Below are 24,671 nucleotides of genomic sequence, written 5' to 3'. Positions count from 1 at the left end.
CTGTTCCCGACAATGATCGGCCGGCTCTGGCAGGAAAGGCACCATGCGAATCAACCGTCTGACCATCCGCAATTTCAAGGGCTTTGAGGACCGGTCCCTTGACTTCCCGCCTCCGCATGCGCGAGCGGACGAACCGGCCGGCTCCTTCCACCTGCTCGTCGGTGAGAATGGCTCGGGCAAGTCCACCGCACTCGATGCCGTGGCGGTGGCCCTTGGCATCTGGCACGTCGCGCGGCCCGCCGCCGGGTGGCGCGCCATCAGGAAGGGCGAGGCACGCCTCGTGCAAATCAAGGACGGCGACCGCACACGCTTCGAGCCGATGCCCGATGCGGCCATCGAGGCCGCGGGGGTCATCGGTGACCAGGCCGTCTCGTGGGTCCGCATGAACAAGGGTCATTCCACCCGCACCTCGAATGCCGAGGCGCAGGAGGCGCTCGCCGTGGTCGAGGCATTGCTGAAGCGTTCCCGGACGCCGGAGGTGGAGGTCACCCTGCCCGTGCTCGCCTACTACGGTGCGGGCCGCGCCTGGCTGCCGCAGACCGAGCGCGTTCCCGGCTCCCAGCAACAGAGCGGCAAGGTGTCCCGCTTCGACGCCTATTACAGCAGCCTCGATGGGCGCATCCGGGATCGCGAGTTGAACGAATGGTTCCTGTTCGAGGCGCTGGAGGCGTTTCAGCGGGGGGAGAAGCGGGCCGGCATGAAAGTCGTGGAGGCGGCCGTGCTGGCCTGCCTGCCCGATGCCCGCGCGCTGCGCTTCGATGCCGACCGCCGGGAAATCGTCGTGGTGCTGAAACAGGGCAAGGGTGGCGAGGTGCCGTATTACTCATTAAGCGACGGCCAGCGCGCCATGCTCTCCCTCGTGGCCGACCTCGCCAGGAAGGCGGTGATCCTCAACCCGCATCTGGGCCACCATGCCGCCAGGAAATCGCCCGGCGTGGTGCTGATTGACGAACTGGATCTGCACCTGCATCCGAAATGGCAGCGGCAGGTGGTGGCGGATCTCAAGCGCACCTTTCCCGCCATGCAGTTCATCTGCACCACTCACTCGCCGTTCATCATTCAGTCAGTGGCAGCGGGCGAACTCATCCGGTTGGACGGGGACGTTGCGCCCGAGGAGTACGCGGACGCCTCGATCGAGGACATTGCCGAGGCCGTGCAGGGCATCCGGAATCCCCAGCGCAGCCAGCGGGCGGAGGCGGTGGATCAGGCGGCGCAGGAGTATTTCGCGTTGCTGCGGGCGAAGAAGAAGGTTCCCAGGAGCCGCCTGGCCAGGGCCGAGGCGACCTATCGCAAGGCTGCCGCCCCGTTCGCGTCGGACGCGGGCATCAGCGCACTGCTCAAGCTGGAGGCGCTGGCCGCCGCCAAGGAAGGAGGCCATGCGTGAGGCCGGTCACACGCGGACCGGCCCCCGCCAAACCCTTCAGGAAGTACGGGGACGCCATCCATGAACTGGAGGACCGGCTGGGAATCTACTGCTCCTACTGCGAGCAACCGCTCGGCGTCGGACTGGCGGTGGAACATGTCGTTCCCAAAAGCCTGGAACCGGCGCGCGAACTGGACTGGAACAACTTCCTGCTGGGCTGCGCCAACTGCAATTCCGTGAAGCTCGCGAGGCCGACGAACGAGGCCGATTTTCTCTGGCCCGACAAAGACAACACCTTCCGCCCCTTCCAGTATGAGCCGGGGGGTTTTGTCCGGGTGGCACCCCGCCTGGCACGTTCCATCCAGCCCAAGGCCGAAGCGTTGATGGGACTCGTCGGTCTCAACCGTCATGTCGCCCGTGACTGGCCGCGCCCCGCGCCCCGCGACAAGCGATGGAAGCTGCGGGAGACGGCCTGGGCGCTGGCGGAACGATTCCGGAACCGGTTTCCCAACCCGGATGATGAGCTTTGCGAACTCATTGCCACCGCGGCCACCGTGGCGGGCTTTTTCTCGGTCTGGATGACCGTGTTCGCGGACAGTGCCGGGATTCGAACCTCGCTGGTGCGCGCCTTCAAGGGCACCTGCACCCAGTGCTTCGACTCGAAGGGCAAAGCCAGGAAACGCCCCGGCGGCAGGTGCTGACCGCCCGATTTTCTCCCTCCTCCCTACTCGTACTCAGCCCGAAGGGCGGTGCTCGTATTCGTCATCGAACCCGCAGACACACCTCTTCGAGCTTTGCCTTGTGGCGGGTGCGATGGGTTGGGTCTTGTTCGAACCTCCCCTTCCCGTGCATCCCGGATTCAGTTCAGTGCATCCCGGGGTTGTCGGTAGAGCTGCGAACTTGGCGAAGGGTTGCCTCGGAGGGCCGGGTTCCACGAGGCCGCAACGGTGTGGAGCGTTGGGTTGAGGACTCGCGGAGCTCGTCCCTCCGATTCGCTGGCTCGGTACCGACAACTTGGGGAAGCACCGCCTCCAGGATTCAGCTCGGTTTTTTCTCGCCCTAGTGAATTTGCTTAACCGTAATGCCCCTCATGAGCGAACTGACCCGCCGCACCCGCCCCCGGTCCAGTTCCCTCAACCCGCCCCGCGATGGCAGCGTGCGCCCCTGGTTCCTCGCCCTCCTTTCCCTCGCCAGCCTCGGTACCGTCACCGGCCTCCTCCTCGCCCAGTCCCCACGCCATCCCGAGTCCGTCGCCCGCCCGACCACTGCCTCCCCAACCGGCGCCGGGGGACTGCATGGCGCCCCGCCGGCTGCGACCGCCCCGATCCTCTTCGAATCCCCACGGCTCGAAGCGAACGGCTGGCGGCTTACCTGGACCACGATTCCCAACGGCACCTATACCCTCGAACGCTGGACCCTCGATGACCTCGGAGCCGTCGGCGAACCGCCCTGGACGCCCGTCGCCACTGTCCTGGCCACCGGAACCACGGCTTCGGTGGTGGACCCCACGTCGCTGGGAGCCTCGCGCCGGTTCTATCGGGTGGTCCTCGAATCCTCCGACCTCGAAGCCCCGATCCTGTCCGACTTCGCCGCCGTTCCCGCCACGCTGGCAGGGCAACCCGCGGTGCGCCTCGAAATCACCGCCCAAGACAACGTGGGTGTGGCGGACGTCCGGTTCTTTCTTGGCTCCACACCGCTCGGCCCGGGAACTCCCGTGGCGGGCGTTCCCGATCGCTGGGCCCTGACGCTGCCGTTCGACCTTGAACCCGGCGCTGCCGTCCTCTTCCTCGCCGAAGCCCTCGACGCCGCGGGCAACGCCGCCGTCTCGGCACCCCTGCGATACGGCACCCCCGAGTCCGACCGATTTCTTGCCATCGACGCCAGCGGGCGCCCCACCGGCGAAGTGCTGGCCCCGCTCCCTGACGGCACCCTCCCTCCCTTCGAGTACCGCCCCGCCGCGACCGGACGAAGCCAGACCCTGACGTTGCGCTTCCCCGCCGGCGCCCGTGTCGTCGAGGTCGAGGGGCGCGAATACCTCGAGTTCACCCAGGCCACGCCATCCTTCGGCGACGATTCCCCACTGCAATTCGCACCCCGCCCGCCGGGAGCCCTTCATGGACCGCCGGGCGGACCGTTCCTGCTCCCGGTCGGCCCCTTGTCGGTTGCCGATCTGGCCCCGGTCCTGGGTTCGACCCCCGAGGACGGCATCCCGGTGCTGTTCTTCGGTCAGTTCCCCATGCTCTGGACCGCCGGGGTCCTCGAGGACTACGGCATTCGTGGCGCGCGCTTTGCCCCGAACGGCCTCGGCATCCCGTTGCCGCCGGAATCCGGCGACTACCCGGACTTCGTCCTGGACCTCGATGCCGCGACCGAAGTGGCGCTGCCGTTCTACGGCGAATTCATCCTGCCGGACGGCACCGATTTCCCGGCCCAGGTCCGCACCGGCCCCGGCGACCCCGGCTGGCTCACCCTCCGCGCCGACGGCACGCTCGACTACCGCAACCGCAGCATGCTCCGCCTGCCCGGGGGCGGCCGGGTGGGCGCAGACATCTCGCTCGATCTGCCCGTCCTGCGTCTCCAGTTCTTCGCCGACCGGGTGCATGTCCCCATGCTCGGCAACCTCGCCGCCCTCCTGCCCACCAACGCCGCGGTCTGCATCCCCGCCGGCACCGTGGCCACCAACCTCGCCCTGGCCGAACGCTGCCTCCAGGGCTTCGTCCGCGCCTACCAACTCTTCAGCGCCAGCGCCGCCTCGATCTCGCCCATCCCGGACAACCCCACCAACGCCTTCCCCGGCCTGCCCCCCACCGATGTGGCCACCAGCGTCAGTGTCCTCGAAGCCTGGGCCCAATCCGCCCTCTCGCCCGTGACCGCCCCGCTGCCCCTGGAACCTCTGACCGAACTCCTGACCCAGACCCGCAAATCCGCCGCCGCCGCCTCCGGTCTCGAAGCCGTCCTCCGCTACCGCCTCACCCTCAACCGGGTCGAACTCGCCGTCCGCCGCGGCGCCGTCCTGGGCTCGTCCGCCGCCCAGACGGAACTCAACGCCGCCCTCGCCGAGGTCGATCTGGCCGCCCTGCGCCGCGCCGGCAACCCCGGCTCCCTCCGCAGTCTCTCCACCCTGCGCGAGGCGCTCGAACTCCTGGTCGAAACCCAGCCCGTCCTTCAGGAACTCAACCGCCCACCCACCGCCGAGCTGACCCAGGCCCTGCGGGTCCTGGTCGGAGACTTCGTCAACCGTCACCTCGAGGATCTGGCGGTTGCCCCCACCCAGTTCACCCCGGCCACCAATCCCCGCATCTCGGCCCTGAACCGCCCCACCGCCCTCCGGACCCTGCGCGACCTGCGGGATCACCTCACCCGCGCCACCCAGCTCGGTCTCGCCGGCAATATCGTCGGCCCCGTCCAGGAAGCTCAATCCCAGCTCGCCCTGCGTCACTTCACGCTCGCCGAGGCCGCCCTTGACGCCGCCGAGGCAGACCTCGATGTGCCGGGCTTCACCACCGTCCTTGGCGAGATCCTCGATCTCATCGCCCTTCGCCAGTCGCCGGGGTTCCCCAATGTCCCCGCCCTCGCCGGACTCCCCGACGCCACCAGCCGCCCCGCCTTGCACACCCGCCTCAACGCGCTCCTGGTCGCCGATCTCGCCCGGCCCCAACCCGTACGCACCTACGTCGCCGAATCCCAGCAACTCCGCCGCCTCCTCCGGATCGTCCGCGAAACCCCGCCCGGCATCACCCTCCCGCCCGAACCCTTCCAGCGCGTCTTCGATCGCCTGAACGAACTCCTCGCCGTCGAGATGACCCGTCTCCACGGAATCGTCCACCCGACCGAACTTCTCGACCTGCTCGATGCCGGCATCCTCCACGAGGAACTCCGCCGCCGGTTCGGCTTCACCGCGACCGCCAATTGGGATGACACCCGGCTCGGTCAGGTGGTGACCCGCCTCGCAGTGGTGGCTCAGTCGAAACTGGCCTGGCCGGAACTCCAGCGCGGCGCGGACCTTCTCCTCCAGGAAGCCGCCCGACTCGGCACCGTCAACGACCAGACCCGCCGCCGCACCTACCTCACCCGGGTCCCCACCCTGCTCGCCGCCTCGCGCGCCGTCTCGGTGACCCTCTGGCAGAACGAAAACGCCCGGCGCGCCGCCAACCCGGAGATCGCCCTTCCGGATCTTTCCCTCCCCGGGGACTTCCGAGTGGACAAGATCGCCGGCGCGGCCCAGTTCGACCTGTCCACCCAGGAGTTCATCGGCTCCTTCCAGGGCAAGCTCAGCCTCCCCGCCTTCCAGGGCGAACTCGAGATCCTCAACGCCTCGATCAGCACCCACGGCCACCTCGACCTCGCCGCCTTCGGCTCGATCACCTTCGAGGGCGTCACCGTCGCTGTCACCCGTCGTCAGCCCTTCCACCTCCGGCTCCGCGCACCGCAGGAGTTCCGGCTCAGCGGCGAGGCCACCCTCACCCTCCCGAACGGCATCCAGTTCGCCTCCCGCCTCACCCTCGACGATCCCCTCTACGGCTTCCGCATCGAGGCCCGCGACCTTCGACTCGAACTGGCGAAGCAGCTCGCCCTCCTCCGCCCCACCTTCAGCGCCACCGGCCTCTCCGCCGCCGGCGACGACCTCCGGACCGCCCTTCTCGATTATTACCGCTCCCTCAACGCCGCCCTCGAAACCGTCGCCGCCCAGACCGGAACCCTCCCCGATCTCCACCCCGAACGCCTCGGCGCCCCACCCGAATTCGAAGCGCCCCAGTTCACCATCCCCTTCTCCCAGATCGCCGCCTGGACCGACGCCGTCCTGCTCGACGCCCGCCGCGGGATCAACACCAGCTACGCCGCCCTTGCCTCCGACCTGCGCGCATCCGTCCAGGCCTGGCACGAGGACGCCGGACTCGCCGCCGGCACCTTCGAGTTCGAAGCCAGTTATCTCGACGACCAGCTCGCCCGCCTCGCCGATCTCCGCCGGACCGCCGAAGCGGCCAAACGCGCCGCCGAGGCCCAGGCGCTCGGTGACTTCTCCCAGGACGAATCCTTCCGCCAGGAACTCGAACAGGTCGCCCGCACCGATGCCCGGCGCCAGCTCGCCTTCTTCGCCCGGCGCCCGCCCCGCGACCTCGCCGAAACCACCAAGATCCTCGTCGGCCTCATGGATCTCGCGGCCGCCACGCAGGAACTCGAATTCGACCTCGAAGACCTCGATGGCGACGGCATCCCCAATCACCTCGACCTCTGCCCCGGCCATCCCAATCCCCCCGGCCAACCCCAGTCCGACCGCGACGGCGACGGCTTGGGCGACGACTGCGACCCGGCGCCCGACGATCCGTCGATTCCCTCCGCCGGCGCCTGCATCGACGTCATCCGCCTCGCCGGCCAACCGCAGGCCCAGGCCCGCGCCCTGATCGCCTGCAATGTCCCCCCCCAATACGCCGCCCTCGGCCTCGATCCCGTCACCGGCAACGTGGTCGATCCGCCCCTGTTCGAGAGCTTCTCCGCCGACTCCCTCGAACATCAGCGCAATCTGACCTTCGCCGTCGCCGCCCAGGCCCAGGCCCTCGACGTCGATGGCGGCCCGTTCCAGGCGGTCTCCAGCCGTCTCACCCGGCGCCTCATCGCCCTGCGCGCCGCGGAACTCGACGCCACCCCGGCGTCCGACACCCTCCGCCGGTATGACCTCGCCCTCCAGCTCGCCGACCTCCACGTGAGTCTGGGAGGCGCCGCCGATGCCGGGGAAACCCTCGACCTCATCGCCGACGCCGCCCCCGCTGTCCTGGAAATGTCCAACGACGACCTCGAGAGCCTCAACCAGTCGATCGAGGAACGCCGCAAGGCCCGGTCCGAACGCCTCGGGTTCCTGCTCGAACGGGACCTCGGCGTCGCCACCAGCGCCCCCCTCGAAGATCGCCTTCGTCGCCGCGGCGTCGTCGGCGACACCCTGGTCCTGATCCGCGTCCTCTTCTCCAGCCCCGGCCCCGAATCGCAGGCGTACCACGAGCGCATCGACTCCTACATCCGCTACAAGACCCAGCGCCTCCGCGACGAAATGGTGGACCCGCAGTTCATCGCCGACCGCCTCCGCCAGGGCCAGTCCTTCGCCACCACCCTCGCCGACTTCACCGCCTGGGTCCTCGAACGCGCCCCCGGCGATGAACCGCTCCTCGGCGAAATCCGGCTCGCCCTCGATGACCTGACCCTTCACCTCACGCCCGTCGCCGAGGCGCAACGCGCCTGGTGGTTCCTCAGCCAGTACGGCGGGATCCTCTCCGACACCCTCCGCCGCCACGGCGCCGGCATGAACGCCGCCCTCCTCGACAGCTACCGCCAGGCCTTCGCCGCCACCGTCCTCGCCTCCTCGCGGATCACCGATGCCCTCGCCGCCGCCGCCGCCAGCGTGGGAACGGAAACCGTCCGGTTCCAGCTCCCCGGCGACCTGCACGTCCGCCGCGCCTTCGGCGGCATCGCCTTCAACCGGCTCAATGGCGTCTGGACCGGCACCTTCGGAGGGCGCCTCGAGTTCCCCGACGTCCAGAACGCCTTCTTCGAGATCGGTTCGGCCACCCTCGCCACCGACGGTTCCTTCAGCATCGCCGCCGCCACCGGCGGACCCCTTCCCTTCGGACGTCTTCGCCTCAATTCCTCCCTCCAGGTGGTGGGCAGCCTCGCCGGGCTCCAGTCCGTCGCCGGCGCCGGCACGCTGCTCGTCCCGCAGAACACCACCACCCAGTTGTTCAACGTCACCGCCAGCTACAGCGCCGCCGCCGGCCGGCTCAGCTTCGACACCACCGGCGCCGCCCTCGACTGGCGCGCCACCGACGACTTCGTCCTCTTCAACGGCGGCCTCGGCTTCGACCTGTCCACCACCGAACCCGCCGGGGCCCTGCGTTTCTCCGGGTCCGCCGGGATGTTCGCGGTGAACAAGCCGCTCCCCGACCAGGTCGTCCGCACGAACTTCCACCTCGTCGCCACCAACACGGCCCTGCGCCTCGCTCTGAGCGAGACCGGGTTCTCGGCCAGCCTCACCAATGGCACCCTGCTGCTCCCCGAGTTCTTCCGCACCAGCCTCTGCGCCACCAACCGGATGCTCACCAACTTCCTGGCCTCCCCCCAGGGCACCCACAGCGTCCTGACCAACTTCGTCAACCTTGCCCACACCAACCCGCCCCCGGGCTCCGTCGGCGCCGCCATTTCCCTGAATCCCACCAATCCCATCGTCCTGGCCGTCACCTTCGATCCGCCCCGCGTGGAGTTCAGCGGCGAAGTCGTGATCCGCGATGTCGGCTTCGAGGTCCCCGACTTCGAGGCGGTCGAACTCGCGGTCTGCCATGCCCGCCTGATCTTCCCCACCAACCAGCTCCCCGTTCTCACCAACTTCCACGCCGCCCTCCAGTTCCCCCTGCCCAACCAGACCAACGTGATCGAGGTGGTGAACGGCGCCTGGGCCCTCGACGGCTTTCCCACCGGCACGATCCGCCTCCGCACCAACCTCGACCTGTTCGATCTCGAAGGCTGGCGCTTCACCCTGCTCGGCACCGAAAGCCCCCTCTGCCCCGCCGGCACCGGACTCACCCTCGGCCGCGACACCAACAGCATCCCGTTCCTGCGCGTCGATGCCGGGGTCGAGTTCGCCATGCCGGGTAAGGTGATCTCCGATTCGCTCGGCTCGTCCCTCACCGCCTCCGCCTGCGGCTCGCTCCGCGTCCCCTTCCAGCAGTTCCCCGAACTCACCGTCAACGCCCTCGCCGTCTCCAACTCCGCCATCCGCCTCGGCGGCACCAACGGACTCGTGGTCTCGAATGCCGTGCTCCAGGTGACCGGCCTGACCAACCTCTTCCAGCAATCCCCCGAAACGCCCCTCCGCCTCACCCTCGGCGGCATGGCCCACTTCCCCCCGGGCATCGGCATGGGCCTCAGCAACGCGGTGTTCCACTTCGAGGGCGGCCCCCTGCCGCGCTTCACGGTCTCGGAACTCGCCCTCGTCCAGTCGGGTTCCTTCCTCGAGATGGCCCAGAATCTGCCCCTCAATGTCTCCCAGGCCCGCCTCCGGTTCCTTCAGGAATCCCTCCCGATCCCCCAGGTCTTCGCCTACACCAACCTCTCCCTCCTCCTCAGCGGCAGTGTCGCCCTCCCGCCCGGCCCCAATGCCGTCGTCGGCGGCCTGGTGAACGACTTCGGCATCACCTTCCTCGAAACCGGCCAGCCCGTCTTCAGCGTCGATGCCGTCGGATTCCGCGTCGATCTCACCCAGCTCATCGGCGATGCCCTCCCCCTCACCCTCGGCGGCGAGGTCTTCGTCGGCGGCCTCACCGACCCGCCCAACTTCCTCTTCTCCGGCAAGCTCAAGGGCAACTTCAAGGGCAACGCCGTCGAGGGCCTCGTCGCCTTCGATCCCTGCGGCATCCGCGGCGTCTGCTTCGGCCTCGCCGGTTCCGAAATCAACATCCAGATCGGTTACGGCTTCGTCCTCACCGGCGCCAAGGGCGGTCTCTCCTTCGCCAATTCCAACGCCGATCCCTGCGACTTCGTCAGCCAACTGCCCATCGACCCGGTCACCGGCCGACCCCTCGGCGGCTCTTCCTGCAACATCGAGATCCCCACCAACTGCCCGCCCGCCATCACCGCCGACGAACTCTCCTTCCCCCGCCCCAACGCCGCCCCACGCCCCCTCGAACTCGCCGCGCCCCCACGGGCTCCCCGGACTCCCGGACCGGACGACGGACTCCGCCTGCACGGACTCGACCTCTCCCGCACCGCCATCCTCGCCGATCTCGGCCCGATGAGCATCCCCGCGGACGACCCCGACGAGTTTCCCTGCCCCACTCTCGGCTCGTGTCCGCCGGCTTCGGTGAACATCTATTGCATGCCGCACCCGGACTTCGACCAGCCCGACAGTCCCAACGCCAACCGCATCATCACCAAGTTCACCGCCATCCCCGAGTCCGTCCTGAACTTCATTGGGATCACCCCCGACTTCATCGCCAGCCTGGTGCCCCAGTTCACCGCCAACCCGCGCCAAATGGCCATCGACCTCGCCGGCACCCTGCGCGGCTACATCGACGCCAGCACCCAGCGCGCCCCGTCGGACGCCCCGGACTGGGTCCGCGCCGCCGATGCCTTCATCGAGCAGCGCCTCGACGACGCGGAACTCGCCATCGCCAACGCCCTCCTCTGCGTCCTGCAAGGCATCCCCACCAGCGGCACCCAGCTCGCCGCCGACCTCTACGCCGCCATCCGCGACACGGTCTATGCCGGCATCCCCTGTCCCGATCTCACCCTCAAACTCGAAGGCTCCGTCTCCTACACGGGCGTCGCCTCCTTCGCCAACATCTCCGGCGGCGTTGTCCTCTCCTCCACCGGCTCCGCCGGCGTCGTCGGCGCCGTCAATGTCTTTGGCATCCCCGTCGGCAAGGCCCGGCTCTTCCTCAATGTCACCGACGCCTACGGCAACCCCAGCGTCCCCTCCCTCTGCGGCGAACTGACCGGCGCCGTCGGCCCCCTCGAAATCGGTTCCTACGCCTTCATCGAGGATTGCCCGGAGTGCGCCACCAAACTCTTCAACGCCTTCACCACCCTCTTCGCGTCCCTCGGCGACACCTACATCGACGGGGTCATGGCCATCGCCTTCCCCGACATCGCCGATCCCGCGCTCAACCCGGCCCAGAACCTTGCCCTCCTCGATACCCCGGAGAAGCAGATGGCCTTCATCGCCGCCATGTTCGGCGCCCCGCCCCGCGATGCCGGCGGCCAGATCGGCTCGGCCTTCCTCGACTTCGTCGTCGCCCTCGTCGATGCCGTCATCCCCCGCATCGCCGCCTGCGGCGAGGTCAGTCCCAAACTGTTCGGCTTCCCGCTCTCCGGCGGCGGCACCCTCTCCAGCTACCGCATGTATGCCGGACCCAAGGACGCCATCGGTCTCGGCGACGGCGTGATCTATCGCGAGGAGTACGGCTTCTCACCCTCGCAGCTCTTCGGATACTACGCCCTCGCAGCCACCGGTGTCGGGACCTCCCTCGCCTTGTTCGCCCCCGCCATCGACGAGGCCACCGCCGCCATGGCCTTCGAACTGCCGACCTTCGGGCAGATCATCCGCGACGGCTTCACCAAACCCGCCCCTCAGTTCCTGGCGGAACGGACCGAGGACTTCCTCCGCAGCGCCCTGATCACCTTCGATTACCGCCTCGCCCCCTTCGGCATGGAATTGGGCCGCGCCGGCGGACGCATCCTTCTCCCCAGCCTCGATCATCATCCCCGCGGCCCGAACCCCCTCATCCCGCCCGAGGATCGTCGCCAGGGTCTCCCCACCCGGCTCGATGTCCTCCTCGCCGCCCTCGGCGACAAGGACCAGGAAAACGCCATGAACCGGCTCTCCGATGCCACCTGGCGCGGCCATGGCGATGCCGACTTCGCCGAGATCTTCGCCGGGTCCGGCTTCGCAACCGCCGTGGCCCGACGCAACCTCTCGCTCCGCGACGACTACTTCCCGCACGGCGGATTCCTCGGAGCCGGCACCCTCGACCTCCCCGCGGTCATCACCCGTCCCCTGCCGCCCAGCCTGTTCACGCTGCTCGACGCCTCGAACACCCCGCTGGATCGCTTCGCCGCCGCCACCGATTTCGTCTTCAACCACCTCCTCCTCACCGACCGCGTCGGGGAACTGGCCTTCTACCTCCCGGCCCCCAATCCGCCGCTCGACCGTTTCCCCACCACCGCCCAGGACCTGATGGAGAGCCTGCGGAACTTCGTCCCCGACGATCCGTTCAACATGGCCACCTACTACCCGGCCGATCGCGGTTTCCTCAGCGGCTGGCTCGACACCCCCGTGCTCGGGATTCCCACCATCCGCTCCCAGGTCAGTTGGGTGCCCGCCGAGGGACTGCTCCGGATGGACGCCGAAGTGCCGGCGGCCTCCTGGTTCAACCGTCTGGTCGGGACCGCCCGTTTCCGGTTCGACCTCCAGGCCAACACCGAACTCGAAAGCACCCTCGCCACCAGCTTCCTCTCCCTCTCCAACCGGGTCAGCCTGCTCGACCCGTCGTCCCCCCGGCTGGCCGACGACCTCGCCGCCATCGCCGCCACCCTTCCGCAGGAACTCGCCCAGTCCCTGCCCAAGGTCTCGATGCTCCTCAGCGCCTCCCAGGTCCGCATCCCCGTCCCCACCTACAACCCCGCCCAACCCCTCCCCGAATTCCAGGTCGTCGCCCGCATCAGCAACGCCGTCCTCGAAGCCTATTCCCCCTACTTCAATCCGCGCTCGCCCGGCAACACCCCCATCCAGCGTGCCCGCCGCGAGGGCGGCTTCGCCGTGAAGGGCGACTTCAACTTCCTCAACGGCGTCGTCGCCGTCACCGACGCCGAACTCGCCGTCCTTCCCACCCCCAACGCCCTCGGCCTCCCCACGGTCGTCGGCACCCTCGAAGGCGGCGCCATCAATCTCTTCGGCCTGCCCTTCGGCTCGCCCATCACCAATCTGTTCTCCCGCGCCTCCGCCGCCCCGCTCTCCCTCGCCGCGGCCCGTCCTCCCGCCGGACCCAGCGTCGATTTCCGCGCCGACGATTCCGTCGTCCGCCTGCGCGTGGACGGTTCCCTTCCCAGCCTGCCCCTCGGCCGCCTGGTCACCCTTCGCCCCATTTCCGGGTCCGCCATCGGGGCCATCGCCTCCTTTGAAACCACCACCGCCGCCCTTCCCGAAGGCCGTCTCGCCCTGCTCCCCTGCCGCATCGACTCCCCCCTCTTTCCCCCGGGCCGCCCCATCCTCGTTCACGGCACCACCACCAACGATCCCTTCACCCTCAGCACCTCCGGACCCTGGAATGCCAGTGTCACCATCCCCGCCGGTGACGGCATCGACGTCCGCGTCGGCACCGAAACGGTCCTGCGCCTGACCCGCCCCGGCACCGCCGCCACCCAAGACTTCCGGGCCACCCTCTCGGGCGAGGGGACCGACTTCGCCCGGATGGAGTTCTCCAACCTCGCCCTTGGCGTCGTCCTCACCACCTTCCCCGACGCCCCCGCCTCCGACCCGCGCCGCCAATCCCTCACGCTCGGCCCCGGCGCCGTGATCTCCTTCGCCGCCGATACCGCCGGAGAATTCGAGCTGGAAGCCACGGTCCCCAATGCCCGCTCGTTCGCCAGCCTGCCCTTCGCGTCCTTCCCGCCCGGCTGGACCCTCCGCCTCAACAACCGTTCCCTCACCCTCACCGGCACCACCGAGGGCGGGCTGCTCGGCAGCCTCGGCATCCAGGTCGAGGCCACCCTCACCCTCAGCCAGTCGGGCATCGCCCTGAACGGCACCGCCAGCCTCCCGCCCCTCGAACTCGGCGTCTTCCGCGTCGCCAGCACCACCGGCGGCCCCATCGCCGTCACCTTCGACACCACCGGCATCCAGGTGCCGTCCGGCGCCCGCCTGTCGTTCACCGACGTCCCCACCTCGAGTCTCCTCGCCCTCCAGGCGTTCTCGATGGCCAACACCGGCGCCTTCAATGCCAGCGGCAGCAACAACCTCGTCTGGGAGGGACGCACCCTCTCCAGCGCCTCCTACACCCTCGCCCGCAACGCCGCCGGCACCACCACGTTCACCGCCAACGGCAACCTCGCCGCCATCGCCATCCCCGGCTTCGGCTCCATCCAGCCGCGCACCGGCCAGACCCTCCAGGGTCAGGTCTCCCTCGCCTCGACCGGCGCCTTCTCCTTCCTCCTCAGCCAGGCCAGGCTCCAGCTCTCCGGCATCGGCCTCGGCGGCACCCTCCTCCTTCACGGGGCCCGGGGAACCGATACCCCGTTCGGCTTCTCCACCACCAGCCCCTGGTCCGCCTCCCTGACCGCCGAAGCTCTCATCGCCGATCCCGTCGGCCCCATCCCCGAACTGCTCCGCCTCGAACCCGCCTCCGGCGCCACGCTCTTCACCACCTCCCTCTCCGGCGTCGGCACCTCGTCCCTGGCCTTCACCGCCAGCCGCTCCGGCAACGTCCACTTCACCCTGCTCCGCAACAGCCCGATGGCCTACACCCATCAGAACGTCCCCGCCGGCACCCAGTCCTTCTCCCTCTCCACCAACGGAACCTTCCGCCTCACCCTCAACCCGCCCGACCTCCAGTACGACCGCACCCTCGTCCTCGGTGGCGCCGCCCGCACCTTCAACCTCTCACGCATCGTCAGTTCCTCGCTCCAGCTCACCCTCGGCACCGACGGCAACGCCCTTGCGCTCGCCTCACCCACCGTCCATCTCCTGCCCGGCACCTTCCTCGAACAGGCCGTCGCCGTCCCCACCTTCGAGGTCGCCCCCGCCCAGTTCGTGGCGAACGCCAGCAACCGGTCCCTCGCCTTCCCTCATCTCCCCGGCGTCGCCCTCACCGGAAACATGGCCCTCACCCCCACCGGCTTCCTCGCCGAAAACCTCTCCGTCCAGGCCGGCACCTGGGGCGGCACCGCCACCCTGCCCCCGCTCCTCCAGCTCGGGTCCAGCGCCTCCGGCAATCACCTGAGCTATTCCAACAACGTCCTCTCGCTCCGCTCCCAGAACCCCACCGCCACCGTCCTCGGCCTCCCCCTCACCGCCACCCAGCTCGGTCCCGTCCACTTCTCCGTCGCCCTCACCGCCGGCACCCTCACCCACGTCAACGCCGGGTTCAGCCTCAACAACACCTACGACTTCTTCGGCGCCGGCGTCCTCAAGCTCGCCAACTCCCGTTCCCTCGACCTCGCCGCGTCCGTCACCGGCCCCACCGGCTCCTATTCCCTCTCCGGCGACTGGCGCCTCGACCTGCGCTACCCGAACCCCAACAACCTCTCCGCCACCCTGCTCCGCTCCATCACCGTTCCCTTCACCATCCAGCAGGCCACCGCCTTCTCCCACACCATCACCTCGAACCTCCCCGACCCCGACCTCGGCTGGCTCGAACTCGATCCCGGCTCCGTCACCGTCAGCCGCGCCGCCAACGGCAACCTCGGACTTGCCTTCAACGGCTGGCGCGTCGAACTCTTCGGCCGCGAATACCTCAACCAGTCCTTCACCTTCTCCACCGACGGCCTCCTCACCCGCAACCTGCCGTCCTCCACCTTCGACTTCGGCACCGGCATCAACCTCATGCGCCTCACCTCCGGCGCCGCCCTGCCCTTCCGCTGGAACGCCTCCACCGGCGGCTTCCAGCTCACCCTGCCCACCCAGGCCACCCTGGCCTTCCCCCTCATCCCAGGCCTCACCGGAACCCTCCGCAACGGTCTCTCCCTGCCCGACAACTTCCCCACCCTCAACGCCGCCGGCACCTTCAATCACACCTGGTCCCGCACCCTCAATCTCAACGGACTCAGCCTCGGCTCCCAGTCGGTCACCTTCCGACGCACCACCGCCAACGGCCCCGTCCAGTTCGTCTCCTCCGCCAGCAACATCCTCGGGCTCCCCGGACTCTCCTACTCGATCAGCGCCGCCTCCGCCCCCACCACCAGCTTCAGCGCCACCATGTCCGGCGCGTTCACCATCGGCGGGTACAACCTCGGCGCCGTCAACCTCTCCCTCGACACCCTCGCCATCCAGGACCAGTTCAAGGGAACCGCCACCATCTTCAATCCCTTCACCGGCCAGACCTTCGCCAATTCCGCCCTCTACGTCGGCAGCAACGGCGTCACCTTCCTCGGCCTCAATTTCCCCCTCCCCTGATCGCCCTCGGAATCAGGGTCGGAATTCAGCGTGAACTTCCGCCCCCCCCCCGACACGCTAAAGCCCGAACAAAGTCCGACCAACCCCGCACCCCCCACATCCCCGCCCAGCCAGAACGGTTGGGTGTACACGCTTCAGCGTGAACCTCCGAACCACCCCGACGCACGAAAGCGCGCACACCCAACAAAATCCGACCAACCCCTTACCCCCACGTCCCCGCCCGGCCAGAACGGTTGGGTGTACACGCTTCAGCGTGAGCCTCCCAACCACCCCCGACGCGCGATCCGGATTCGCCAACCGTGCCCTGATGGGTTCACCCTTCCACCCCCAATGCGGCTGGATGTGCGTCTCGTGGAACTCGCCCTTTGTCCAAGCCGGGAACAGGCCCAGCGCGCCATCCTGGCCGGTCAGGTCCGTGTCAACGGCCACGTCGCCGACAAACCCGGCCGCAACGTCCGCCGCGACGACCGGCTCGAAGTCGCCCCCGGCGACCGCTACGTCAGCCGCGGCGGCGAAAAGCTCGAACATGCCCTCTCCACCTGGGCCCTCGACGTCCCTGGCAGCAGCGCGCTCGACATCGGTTCCTCCACCGGCGGCTTCACCGATTGCCTCCTCCAGCACGGCGCCGCCCACGTCACGTGCGTCGATGTCGGTCGCGGCCAGCTCGCCTGGAAACTCCGTCAGGACCCGCGCGTCAGCGTCATGGAAGGCGTCAACGCCCGCCACCTCGATCCCGGCCGGTTTCCCGAACCCTTCGAGCCCTTCGACCTCGCCGTTCTCGACTGCTCGTTCATCTCCCTTCGCCTCGTGCTCCCCCCCGTGGCCGCCCTGGTCCGTCCCGGCGGACGCCTCGTCGCCCTGGTCAAACCCCAGTTCGAAGCCGGCCGCGCCGAGGTCTCCCGCGGCCGCGGCGTGATCTCCGATCCCGCCATCCACGCCCGCGTCCTGGACGAACTCCGCGCTTTCGTCGAAGCCCAACCCGGGCTTCAATGGCGCTCCGAGAGTCCATCGCCGCTTCGAGGGCCCGCCGGCAACCACGAATTCCTCGCCCTCCTTGAAAAGTCGTCCTGAGCCCATCCATCGCGTCGGGTTGGTCGCCAATACCGAAAAGAAGGAATGCCGGCCCCTCGTCGCCGAGGCTGCCCGCCGCCTCGCCGATGCCGGCCTCACCGTCGTCACCGATGCCCCCACCCGCCGGCTCTGCCGCCTCACCCTCCCCTCGCGACAGGACGCCGCCGCCCTCGCCCCGCACTGCGACCTGCTCCTCGTCTTCGGTGGAGACGGCACCATCCTTCGCGTCGCCCGCGAAACGGCCGGCAGCCAAACCCCCATCCTCGGCATCCACGTCGGACGCCTCGGCTTCCTCGCCGAGGTCACCGCCTCCCGCCTCCCCCTCGCCCTCGAACAAATCGTCGCCGGCGATTATCGCATCGAGCCACGGCCCCTCCTTCAGGCCGAACCACCCCGCGACAACCCCGTCCTCGCCCTCAACGACATCGTCTTCAGCCGCGGCGAAGTCTCCCGCATGATCGAACTCGAGGTCGTCGTGGACGGCGAGGAACTCACCCGCTACCGCTGCGACGGCCTCATCGTCTCCTCCCCCACCGGCTCCACCGCCTACTCCCTCGCCGCCGGAGGCGCCATCGTCAGCCCCACCGCCAGCGTCTTTACCATCACCCCGATCTGCCCCCTCACCCTCTCCAACCGCTCGGTCATCGTGGACCTCGATGCCACCCTCGTGGTCCGTGTCTGCACCGCCAAACTCCGCACCCATCTCACCGCCGACGGCCAGGTCGCCCGTCAGTTGCGCGTCGGCGACGCCGTCACCATCCGCAAAGCCGCCCAATCCGTCCCCCTCCTGCGCCTGGGCGGCAGCTCGTTTTTCCAGACCCTCCGCCAGAAACTCCTCTGGAGCGGATCCCACGCCTGAATCCCGTCCTCATCCCATCCCACTGGCCTCCCTTCCCATGGTTCGACTCAAAGACATCGCCGAACGCGCCGGCGTTTCGATCATGACGGTGTCCAAGGTGCTGCGAAATGCCCGCGACATCTCCGCCGCCACCAAGGCACGCGTCCGCGCCCTCGCCCAGGAAATGGGGTACGTCCCCCATGCCATGGCCGCCGGCCTCCGCACCCGCGCCACCCGCCTCCTCGGCCTCGTCCTGCCCGGCGTCGTCAACCCCGTCCATGCCCGCCTTGTCATGGCCATCGAGGATCGCGCCTTCGAACTCGGCTACGACCTCTTCCTCGCCCATACCCTCGAGAAACCCGACCGCGAGGAATGGGTCCTCCGACGCCTCCTCGCCCGCCGCGTCGAAGGCCTCCTCGTCATGCCCGTCCCCCGCCTCGGCCATCCCCCCACCATCTACGCCGAACTCCAGCGCCTGAACATCCCCCTCGTCCTCCTCGGCGCCCCGCCCGACTTCGCCCAAGGCTTCCTCCGTGTCGCCATCGACGAACTTGCCGCCAGCCGCGAACTCACCCAGCACCTGCTCCAGCTCGGACATCGCCGCATCGCCTTCCTCGCCGGCCACAGCGTCTCGCCCTCCGCCCAGGCCCGCCTCGAAGGCCACCGCCGCGCCCTCCGCGATGCCGGCATCGAACCCGATGACCGCCTGATCTTCCCCGCCGGCACCACCCTCGAAGCAGGCTTCCAGGCCGCCCTCGAACTCATCCGCGAAAGCCCGGGCGTCACCGCCATCCAGGCCGTCAATGACCTCGTCGCCATCGGTGCCCTCAATGCCCTCGCCTCGCAGGGCGTCCGCATCCCCGACGACGTCTCCGTCGCCGGCTTCGGCAACATCCTCACGGCCGAACACGCCCGCGTCCCCCTCACCACCCTCCGCGAACCCAAGTTCCGCCTCGGCATCGTCGCCATGGAACTCCTCCGCAAACGGCTCCAGGGCGAACCCGCCCAAAGCCAGACCCTCCGCGCCGAACTCCTCATCCGCCGAAGCACCGCCCCCCCCTCCGTCAATCCCATGATCTGAACCGAAAACCGCAATCCCGAGGGCCGGGTTCCACAAGGCCGCAAGGATGTGGAGCGATGGGATGCGGACCCGCGGAGCTCGTCCCTCCGGAATCGCGGCGCCCACTCTCACTCCGGCCAGAACATCCCCTGGCTCAGATTCGTGTACGAACCGCTGGCCGTGGCCATGCGCTGCGCCGCCCGCACCAGGTACACCGCCCCAACCGGCCCCGCGTCATCGCGAAAGCGCCTCTCGTTCCTCCCCAATTCCGCCACCCGTTCCCAGCCGCGTCCCCCGGGATCCATGGACCGATGGACCCGGTAGCCCTCCGCCGCATCCGGCGACGCCGCCCACTGAAGCTCCACCGATTCCCCCCGGCGTTGACCCCGCACCCGCCCGGGCGGCGCCGTCACGTGCAGACGCAAGGTCGGATCCCCCAGGATGGTCAGCGTCCGCGTCGTCCCCCGGTTCGGATCCCGGTACACCAGATGCCGGTTGGCCGTCTCCAACTGGGCATCCCCCAGGGTCCCGCCCCGCGCCAGCGGATCGAACCGCCACTCGGCATACCGCACCCAGAACGTCGCCAACCCGTGGTCCCGCGACGCGATGATCGCCCGCAACAGGTTGTTCTCGCCCGCCGCCCAATCGCCAAACCACGACCCCATCAACATCGAGAAGGCCACCCGCGCCTGATGCCGCGGCTCGGTGAGGCGGGCCGTCGTCACCATCCCGGGCCAGTTGTCCCGAATGCGGTCGATCGCACCCGCCCCCGACTGAAATCCCCATGCCGCCGTGCGTCCGTCCCCCAACGCAAACAGATCCCCCTCCCCCAGCACCGCCGGGTCGAGCCCATACAACCGGCTCCCCGTCCGATAGGCGCTGCCCAGCATCGCCATGTCCGTGTAATTTTCGAAGTACGCCCCCACCACCGCCCGCGGTTCGAAGGGCATGCCCCCCTGCCGGTACCGGTGCGCCTTGTCCAGATACTGACGCAGCAGCGCCACCTCCGCGCTCCGTCCCCGACCGAAGGCCGGCATCCCCGCGAAATCCACCCGCCCGAACGCCAGTTCCAGCCGGGTGTCCCCAGCCTCGTTCGGCGGCACCCACGCCATGTCGAACTTGCCGTCGCCAGGCACGTTCCGCGTGATCCCGAACCGGGGCGGCGCCAGGTGCGCCGGATACTCCATCCGGTCGTGCCAGATCCCATCCATGTCCCCGTAGTAATGGTCCGACGGCCAGGCACCCAGATGGTTGTTGCCCCGCCCGGTATGGGTGTCCTCCGCCTCCATGCCCGCATACGGAATCGCCACGTGCCCGATCAGGTACACACAACGCAGTTCCCCCCCGCTCGCCCGCCAAGCGTCCTGCAGCATCGACCGGATGCGGACAATCGCGTTGGTGTTGGCCAGCCACTCCCGATCGTCATGACGCGGCACCTCACGGCGCCACACCCGCCAGCCATCCGCCATCAAGTCCCGTTCCAGCCGCCGTAATTCGGCATCCAGATCCCCCGCCACCGTCTCGTCCACCAGGACGGCCACCTGTCCGCGATCCTCCACGGCCGGCAATCCCACGCCCGCCGTCGCATCCAACCGCGACGGACGCCCGTTGGTCCAAAGCTGGTACTCGTACAACCGCCCCGCCTCCAGGGCCCGATCCTCCCATGTGTCCGCCCGCTCCACCCGCCCCACCGTCACCCAGTTGCTCACTCCCGAAACCGTCCGCCGGACCTCGATCTCCACCGCCGGATCCAGCCGCCATGCCAGTCGCAACCCCGAATCCTCCTCCAGGGGCACAACGCTCAAAACCCGGTTGCGCTTCCACAACTCCACCCGGTCCACCCCGCCATCAAACAACGCCACCTCGTCGAGCGTGCCCCGCGCCCCCTGCCGGCCATCCGGCAGTCCGCCCACCGCCATCCCCGCCCGCATCGCCCCCGCCCCCGGTCCCGGCACCCGCGCCGGCACATCGTTCAGGATCATCCGCCCCTCCACGAAGCCCCGCACCCGACCCGGAAAGACATTCCATGCCACCTCCGCCCATTGCCCCGCTCGAAAGGTCACCGGCCCGCTCTCGATCGCATACGTCTGGCGCGGGCCCGACCCGCTTCGGAATACCAGCCGATCCCCCTCCGGCGCGATCGCCAGTTCCCACCAGCCATCCTGCGGATGGCCCTCCCGATCGCCGATGGCCAGCAGCGTCGCCCACGCCCCCGGCCCCTGCCCGCCCCCCGGCCCCGCACTGCTCCAATCGGGTCGATACCACAACCGCACCCCCATTCGTACCGGATCCACCGCGGACCGTCCGCGCCGGCCCGAAACCGGATACACCAGCGCGCCGCCACCCTCCCCGAACCGGACCCCGTCTCCGAGAACCCCCGGCACACGCTCGCCCGCCGTGTGGCTCAGCGGCTTCGTCCCGTCTTCCGCGGCCAGTTCCCCCCCCTCGAAGGACCACGCCGCCCACCGCTGGGGCTGCGCCATGGCCGTCCCCGCCGTCATCCCGATCGCCAGCCCGATGCCCAACCCCAACCCGATCACCGCCCCCAGGGCGCCAGACCGGCGCCCGCCCCCGCCCGTCACCCGGACGGACGGACGCCGGAGCGTTTCGCCCGCCCGTTCAGTACTTGGGGACGCTGGCATCGATACGGTCGGACCAGGCGGCGATGCCGCCCTTGACGCTCTTCACGTACTTGAACCCCTGTTCGCGCAGAAACCTCAGGGCCTTCAACGACCGCACCCCGCTCTTGCAGTGCAGGTAGATCCGCTGGTTCGGGTCCAACTCGGTGAAACGCTGCGGCAACACGCTCAACGGCACCAACGGAACCCCGGCAATCCGGGCAATCTGGTGCTCGTCCGCCTCCCGGATGTCCACCACCCGGATGCCCAGGGACGGGTCCTCCAGGGCCCGCTTCATCTCCTCGACCGACACCTCGTCCGGGTTGTCCTCCGGCGCAGCCTCCGGCATCACCCCGCAGAACTGCTCGTAGTCGATCAACTGGTGGATCGTCGGGCGCTCCCCGCACAGCGGACACTGCGGATCGCGGCGGAGACGCAGTTCCTTGAACTTCATGTCCAGCGCGTTGAACAACAGCAGCCGCCCGATCAACGAACTCCCCTTCCCCAACGCCAGCTTCAGGATCTCCGTCGCCTGGATGCACCCGATGATCCCGGGCAACACCCCCAGCACCCCGCCCTCCGCGCAACTCGGCACCATCCCCGGCGGCGGCGGCTCGGGATACAGGCACCGGTAACAGGGCCCTCCCAGGTGCGGCGCAAACACACTCGCCTGTCCCTCGAACCGGAAGATCGAGCCGTACACGTTCGGCTTCCTCAGCAGCACGCACGCATCGTTGGTCAGGTACCGCGTCGGGAAATTGTCCGTGCCGTCCACCACGATGTCGTACTGCCCGAGGATCTCGAGGGCGTTCTCGCTCGAAAGCCGCGTCGTGTGCAGCGTCACCTCGACGTTCGGGTTCAACTCCTGAATGGTGTCCCGCGCGGACTCCGCCTTCGACCGGCCCACATCGCTCGTGCCGTGCAGCAACTGACGCTGCAGGTTCGAGAAATCCACGTTGTCAAAATCCACCAGGCCCAGCCGCCCGATCCCCGCCGCCGCCAGGTACATCGCAATCGGAGATCCCAGCCCGCCCGCCCCCACACACAACACGCTGGTGGAACAGATCTTCTTCTGCCCCGCCATCCCCACCTCGGGCAGAATCAGGTGGCGCGAATACCGGCGGATCTCGTCGTTCGACAGTTGCATAACATGGCCCGGACCCGCAGTCCGGACCGGCGAGCCTACGTTCCGCCGTCCTCAAAGCAAGCCGCCGGAATCGCGTCCCGATCCGTGCTCGGACCGCTTCCGCGGCTTTCCGATTGCGCGGTGCCCCTGCTCTGCCGGATGCTTGCGCACGGACCCAGAGCTCTAATCCCGAATCCATGAAACCTACCTGGACAAAAAACTTCACCAGGCGCGACTTTCTCGTCGGAACCACCGCCGCGACCGCGTTCGCCTTCAACTTCGTCCCCAGCCGCGTCTGGGGCGCCAATGAACGCCTCCGGATGGCCGGCATCGGCGTCGGCGGGAAGGGTTCCAGCGACATCGACCAGGCGGGCTCGCTCGGCGATGTCGTCGCCCTCTGCGACTGCGATGATCGCTCCCTCGAAACCAAGGCCCAGAAATGGCCGTCCGCGAAGAAGTTCCACGACTTCCGCGAGATGTTCGACAAGATGGGCAGCGGCATCGATGCGGTCACCATTTCGACCCCGGACCACACCCACGCCCACGCCGCCGCCGAGGCCATCATCCGCAAGATCCACGTGTACGTGCAGAAGCCCCTCACCCACACCCCGTGGGAGGCCCGCCACCTGCGCACCCTTGTCCGCAAGTACGGTGTCTCCACCCAGATGGGCAACCAGGGCTCCGCCGCCGACGGCCTCCGCCGCGGCGTCGAGGCCATCCAGGCCGGCGTCATCGGCACCGTCCGTGAGGCCCACGTCTGGACCAACCGCCCCGTCTGGCCCCAATCCCCCACCATCGTGGCCCGCCCCGCCAACGCCATGCCGGTCCCTGCCCACATCCACTGGGAACAGTTCATCGGGCCCTCCGCCATGCGCCCCTACCACCGTGCCTACCATCCCTTCAACTGGCGCGGTTGGTGGGACTTCGGAACCGGCGCCCTCGGCGACATGGCCTGTCATACCGCCAACCTTGCCTTCCGCGCCCTCAAACTGACCGTCCCGTCACTCGTCGTCGCCCAGAACGAAGCGCTCAATCCCGAAACCTTCCCCGGCTGGGCCACCGTCGTCTATGAGTTCCCCGCCCGCGGCAACCTGCCCCCGGTCACCCTCAAGTGGTACGAAGGCAAACTGCCCAACGGCGACAAGAACCTCCCGCCCATGGAACTCTTCCACGGCAACAACCCGCCCGGTTCCGGCTCCCTCCTCGTCGGCGACAAAGGCATCCTCTACTCGCCCAACGATTACGGCTCGCAGTGGGTGCTCCTGCCCGAGAAGGACTTCGAAGACTGGGAACCACCCACCCCCACCATCCCCCGCAACGGACGCGACGACCTCGGCATGAAGGAGGAATGGGTCGCCGCCATCAAGGGCGGACCCGCCCCTTACGCGGACTTCGAGTTCTCCTGCGACATGACCGAGTCCATCCTCCTGGGCAACGTCGCCATGCAGGCCGGAGGCCGCATCGAGTGGGACAGCGAGCGCCTCCTCGTCAAGGGCAACCCCGCCGCCCAGAAGTTCATCAAGCGCGAATACCGCCCCGGCTGGAAAATCGCCGGCTGACGCCCCATCCCGACCCCCACCCACCCCAGGCCCGATCGGTCCCCACCGGTCGGGCCTTTTCCTTTCCTGCATGGACTTAAGCGATGGCGCCGCTCGCTCCTGACTCCCCGCCCTCCCAAGACCGTTGGGTGTACACGCTTCAGCGTGTGCCCCCCAAACCACCCCGACACGCTAAAGCGTGCACACCAAACGAACCGCCCCTCGACGTCCCGCCCTCCCAAGACTGCTGGGTGTACACGCTTCAGCGTGTGCCTTCCAAACCACCCCGACACGCTAAAGCGTGTACACCAAACGAACCGCCTCCACGTCCCGCCCTCCCAAGACCGTTGGGTGTACACGCTTCAGCGTGTGCCTTCCAAACCACCCCGACACGCTAAAGCGTGCAC

General features: G+C 68.7%; 9 protein-coding genes. 7 read left to right on the top strand and 2 right to left on the bottom strand.

Going from position 1 to position 24,671, the window contains the following annotated elements; all coding sequences use genetic code 11:
* Nucleotides 1-43 precede the first annotated feature (43 nt).
* The 6 genes from KF833_07555 (at nucleotide 44) to KF833_07530 (ending at nucleotide 19,003) form a co-directional block, all read left to right on the top strand.
* Nucleotides 44-1,384 (top strand): AAA family ATPase, encoded by a 1,341-nt coding sequence (locus KF833_07555; protein ID MBX3745151.1) that lies wholly within the window; start codon nucleotides 44-46, stop codon nucleotides 1,382-1,384.
* Nucleotides 1,381-2,064, top strand: a complete 684-nt coding sequence (locus KF833_07550) for an HNH endonuclease (protein MBX3745150.1) — start codon at nucleotides 1,381-1,383, stop codon at nucleotides 2,062-2,064. The genes KF833_07555 and KF833_07550 overlap by 4 nt, the downstream gene beginning before the upstream one ends.
* Before the next feature lie 389 nt (nucleotides 2,065-2,453).
* Nucleotides 2,454-16,013, top strand: coding sequence for a hypothetical protein (locus tag KF833_07545; GenBank protein MBX3745149.1), 13,560 nt, complete (start codon nucleotides 2,454-2,456; stop codon nucleotides 16,011-16,013).
* 330 nt (nucleotides 16,014-16,343) lie between these two features.
* The gene (locus tag KF833_07540; GenBank protein ID MBX3745148.1) at nucleotides 16,344-17,084 is read left to right on the top strand and encodes a TlyA family RNA methyltransferase; all 741 of its coding nucleotides are present in this window, start codon (nucleotides 16,344-16,346) and stop codon (nucleotides 17,082-17,084) included.
* 19 nt (nucleotides 17,085-17,103) lie between these two features.
* Nucleotides 17,104-17,943, top strand: coding sequence for an NAD(+)/NADH kinase (locus KF833_07535; protein ID MBX3745147.1), 840 nt, complete (start codon nucleotides 17,104-17,106; stop codon nucleotides 17,941-17,943).
* 37 nt (nucleotides 17,944-17,980) lie between these two features.
* Nucleotides 17,981-19,003, top strand: coding sequence for a LacI family DNA-binding transcriptional regulator (locus KF833_07530; protein ID MBX3745146.1), 1,023 nt, complete (start codon nucleotides 17,981-17,983; stop codon nucleotides 19,001-19,003).
* 107 nt (nucleotides 19,004-19,110) lie between these two features.
* Here the strand turns inward: KF833_07530 and KF833_07525 are convergent, their stop codons facing one another.
* A complete protein-coding gene (locus tag KF833_07525) occupies nucleotides 19,111-21,624 on the bottom strand; it encodes a hypothetical protein (protein ID MBX3745145.1) in 2,514 nt (837 codons plus the stop codon).
* A complete protein-coding gene (gene moeB, locus KF833_07520) occupies nucleotides 21,602-22,747 on the bottom strand; it encodes a molybdopterin-synthase adenylyltransferase MoeB (protein MBX3745144.1) in 1,146 nt (381 codons plus the stop codon). Before moeB ends, KF833_07525 begins: the two co-directional genes overlap by 23 nt.
* A gap of 176 nt (nucleotides 22,748-22,923) precedes the next feature.
* Here moeB and KF833_07515 point away from each other — a divergent pair, with 176 nt between their 5' ends.
* Nucleotides 22,924-24,285, top strand: coding sequence for a Gfo/Idh/MocA family oxidoreductase (locus KF833_07515; protein MBX3745143.1), 1,362 nt, complete (start codon nucleotides 22,924-22,926; stop codon nucleotides 24,283-24,285).
* Nucleotides 24,286-24,671 lie beyond the last annotated feature (386 nt).

Source organism: Verrucomicrobiia bacterium (assembly GCA_019634625.1).
Classification (GTDB): domain Bacteria; phylum Verrucomicrobiota; class Verrucomicrobiia; order Limisphaerales; family CAIMTB01; genus CAIMTB01.
Note: the sequence above shows the minus strand (reverse complement) of the source record. Positions and strands in the feature narration are given on the sequence as shown.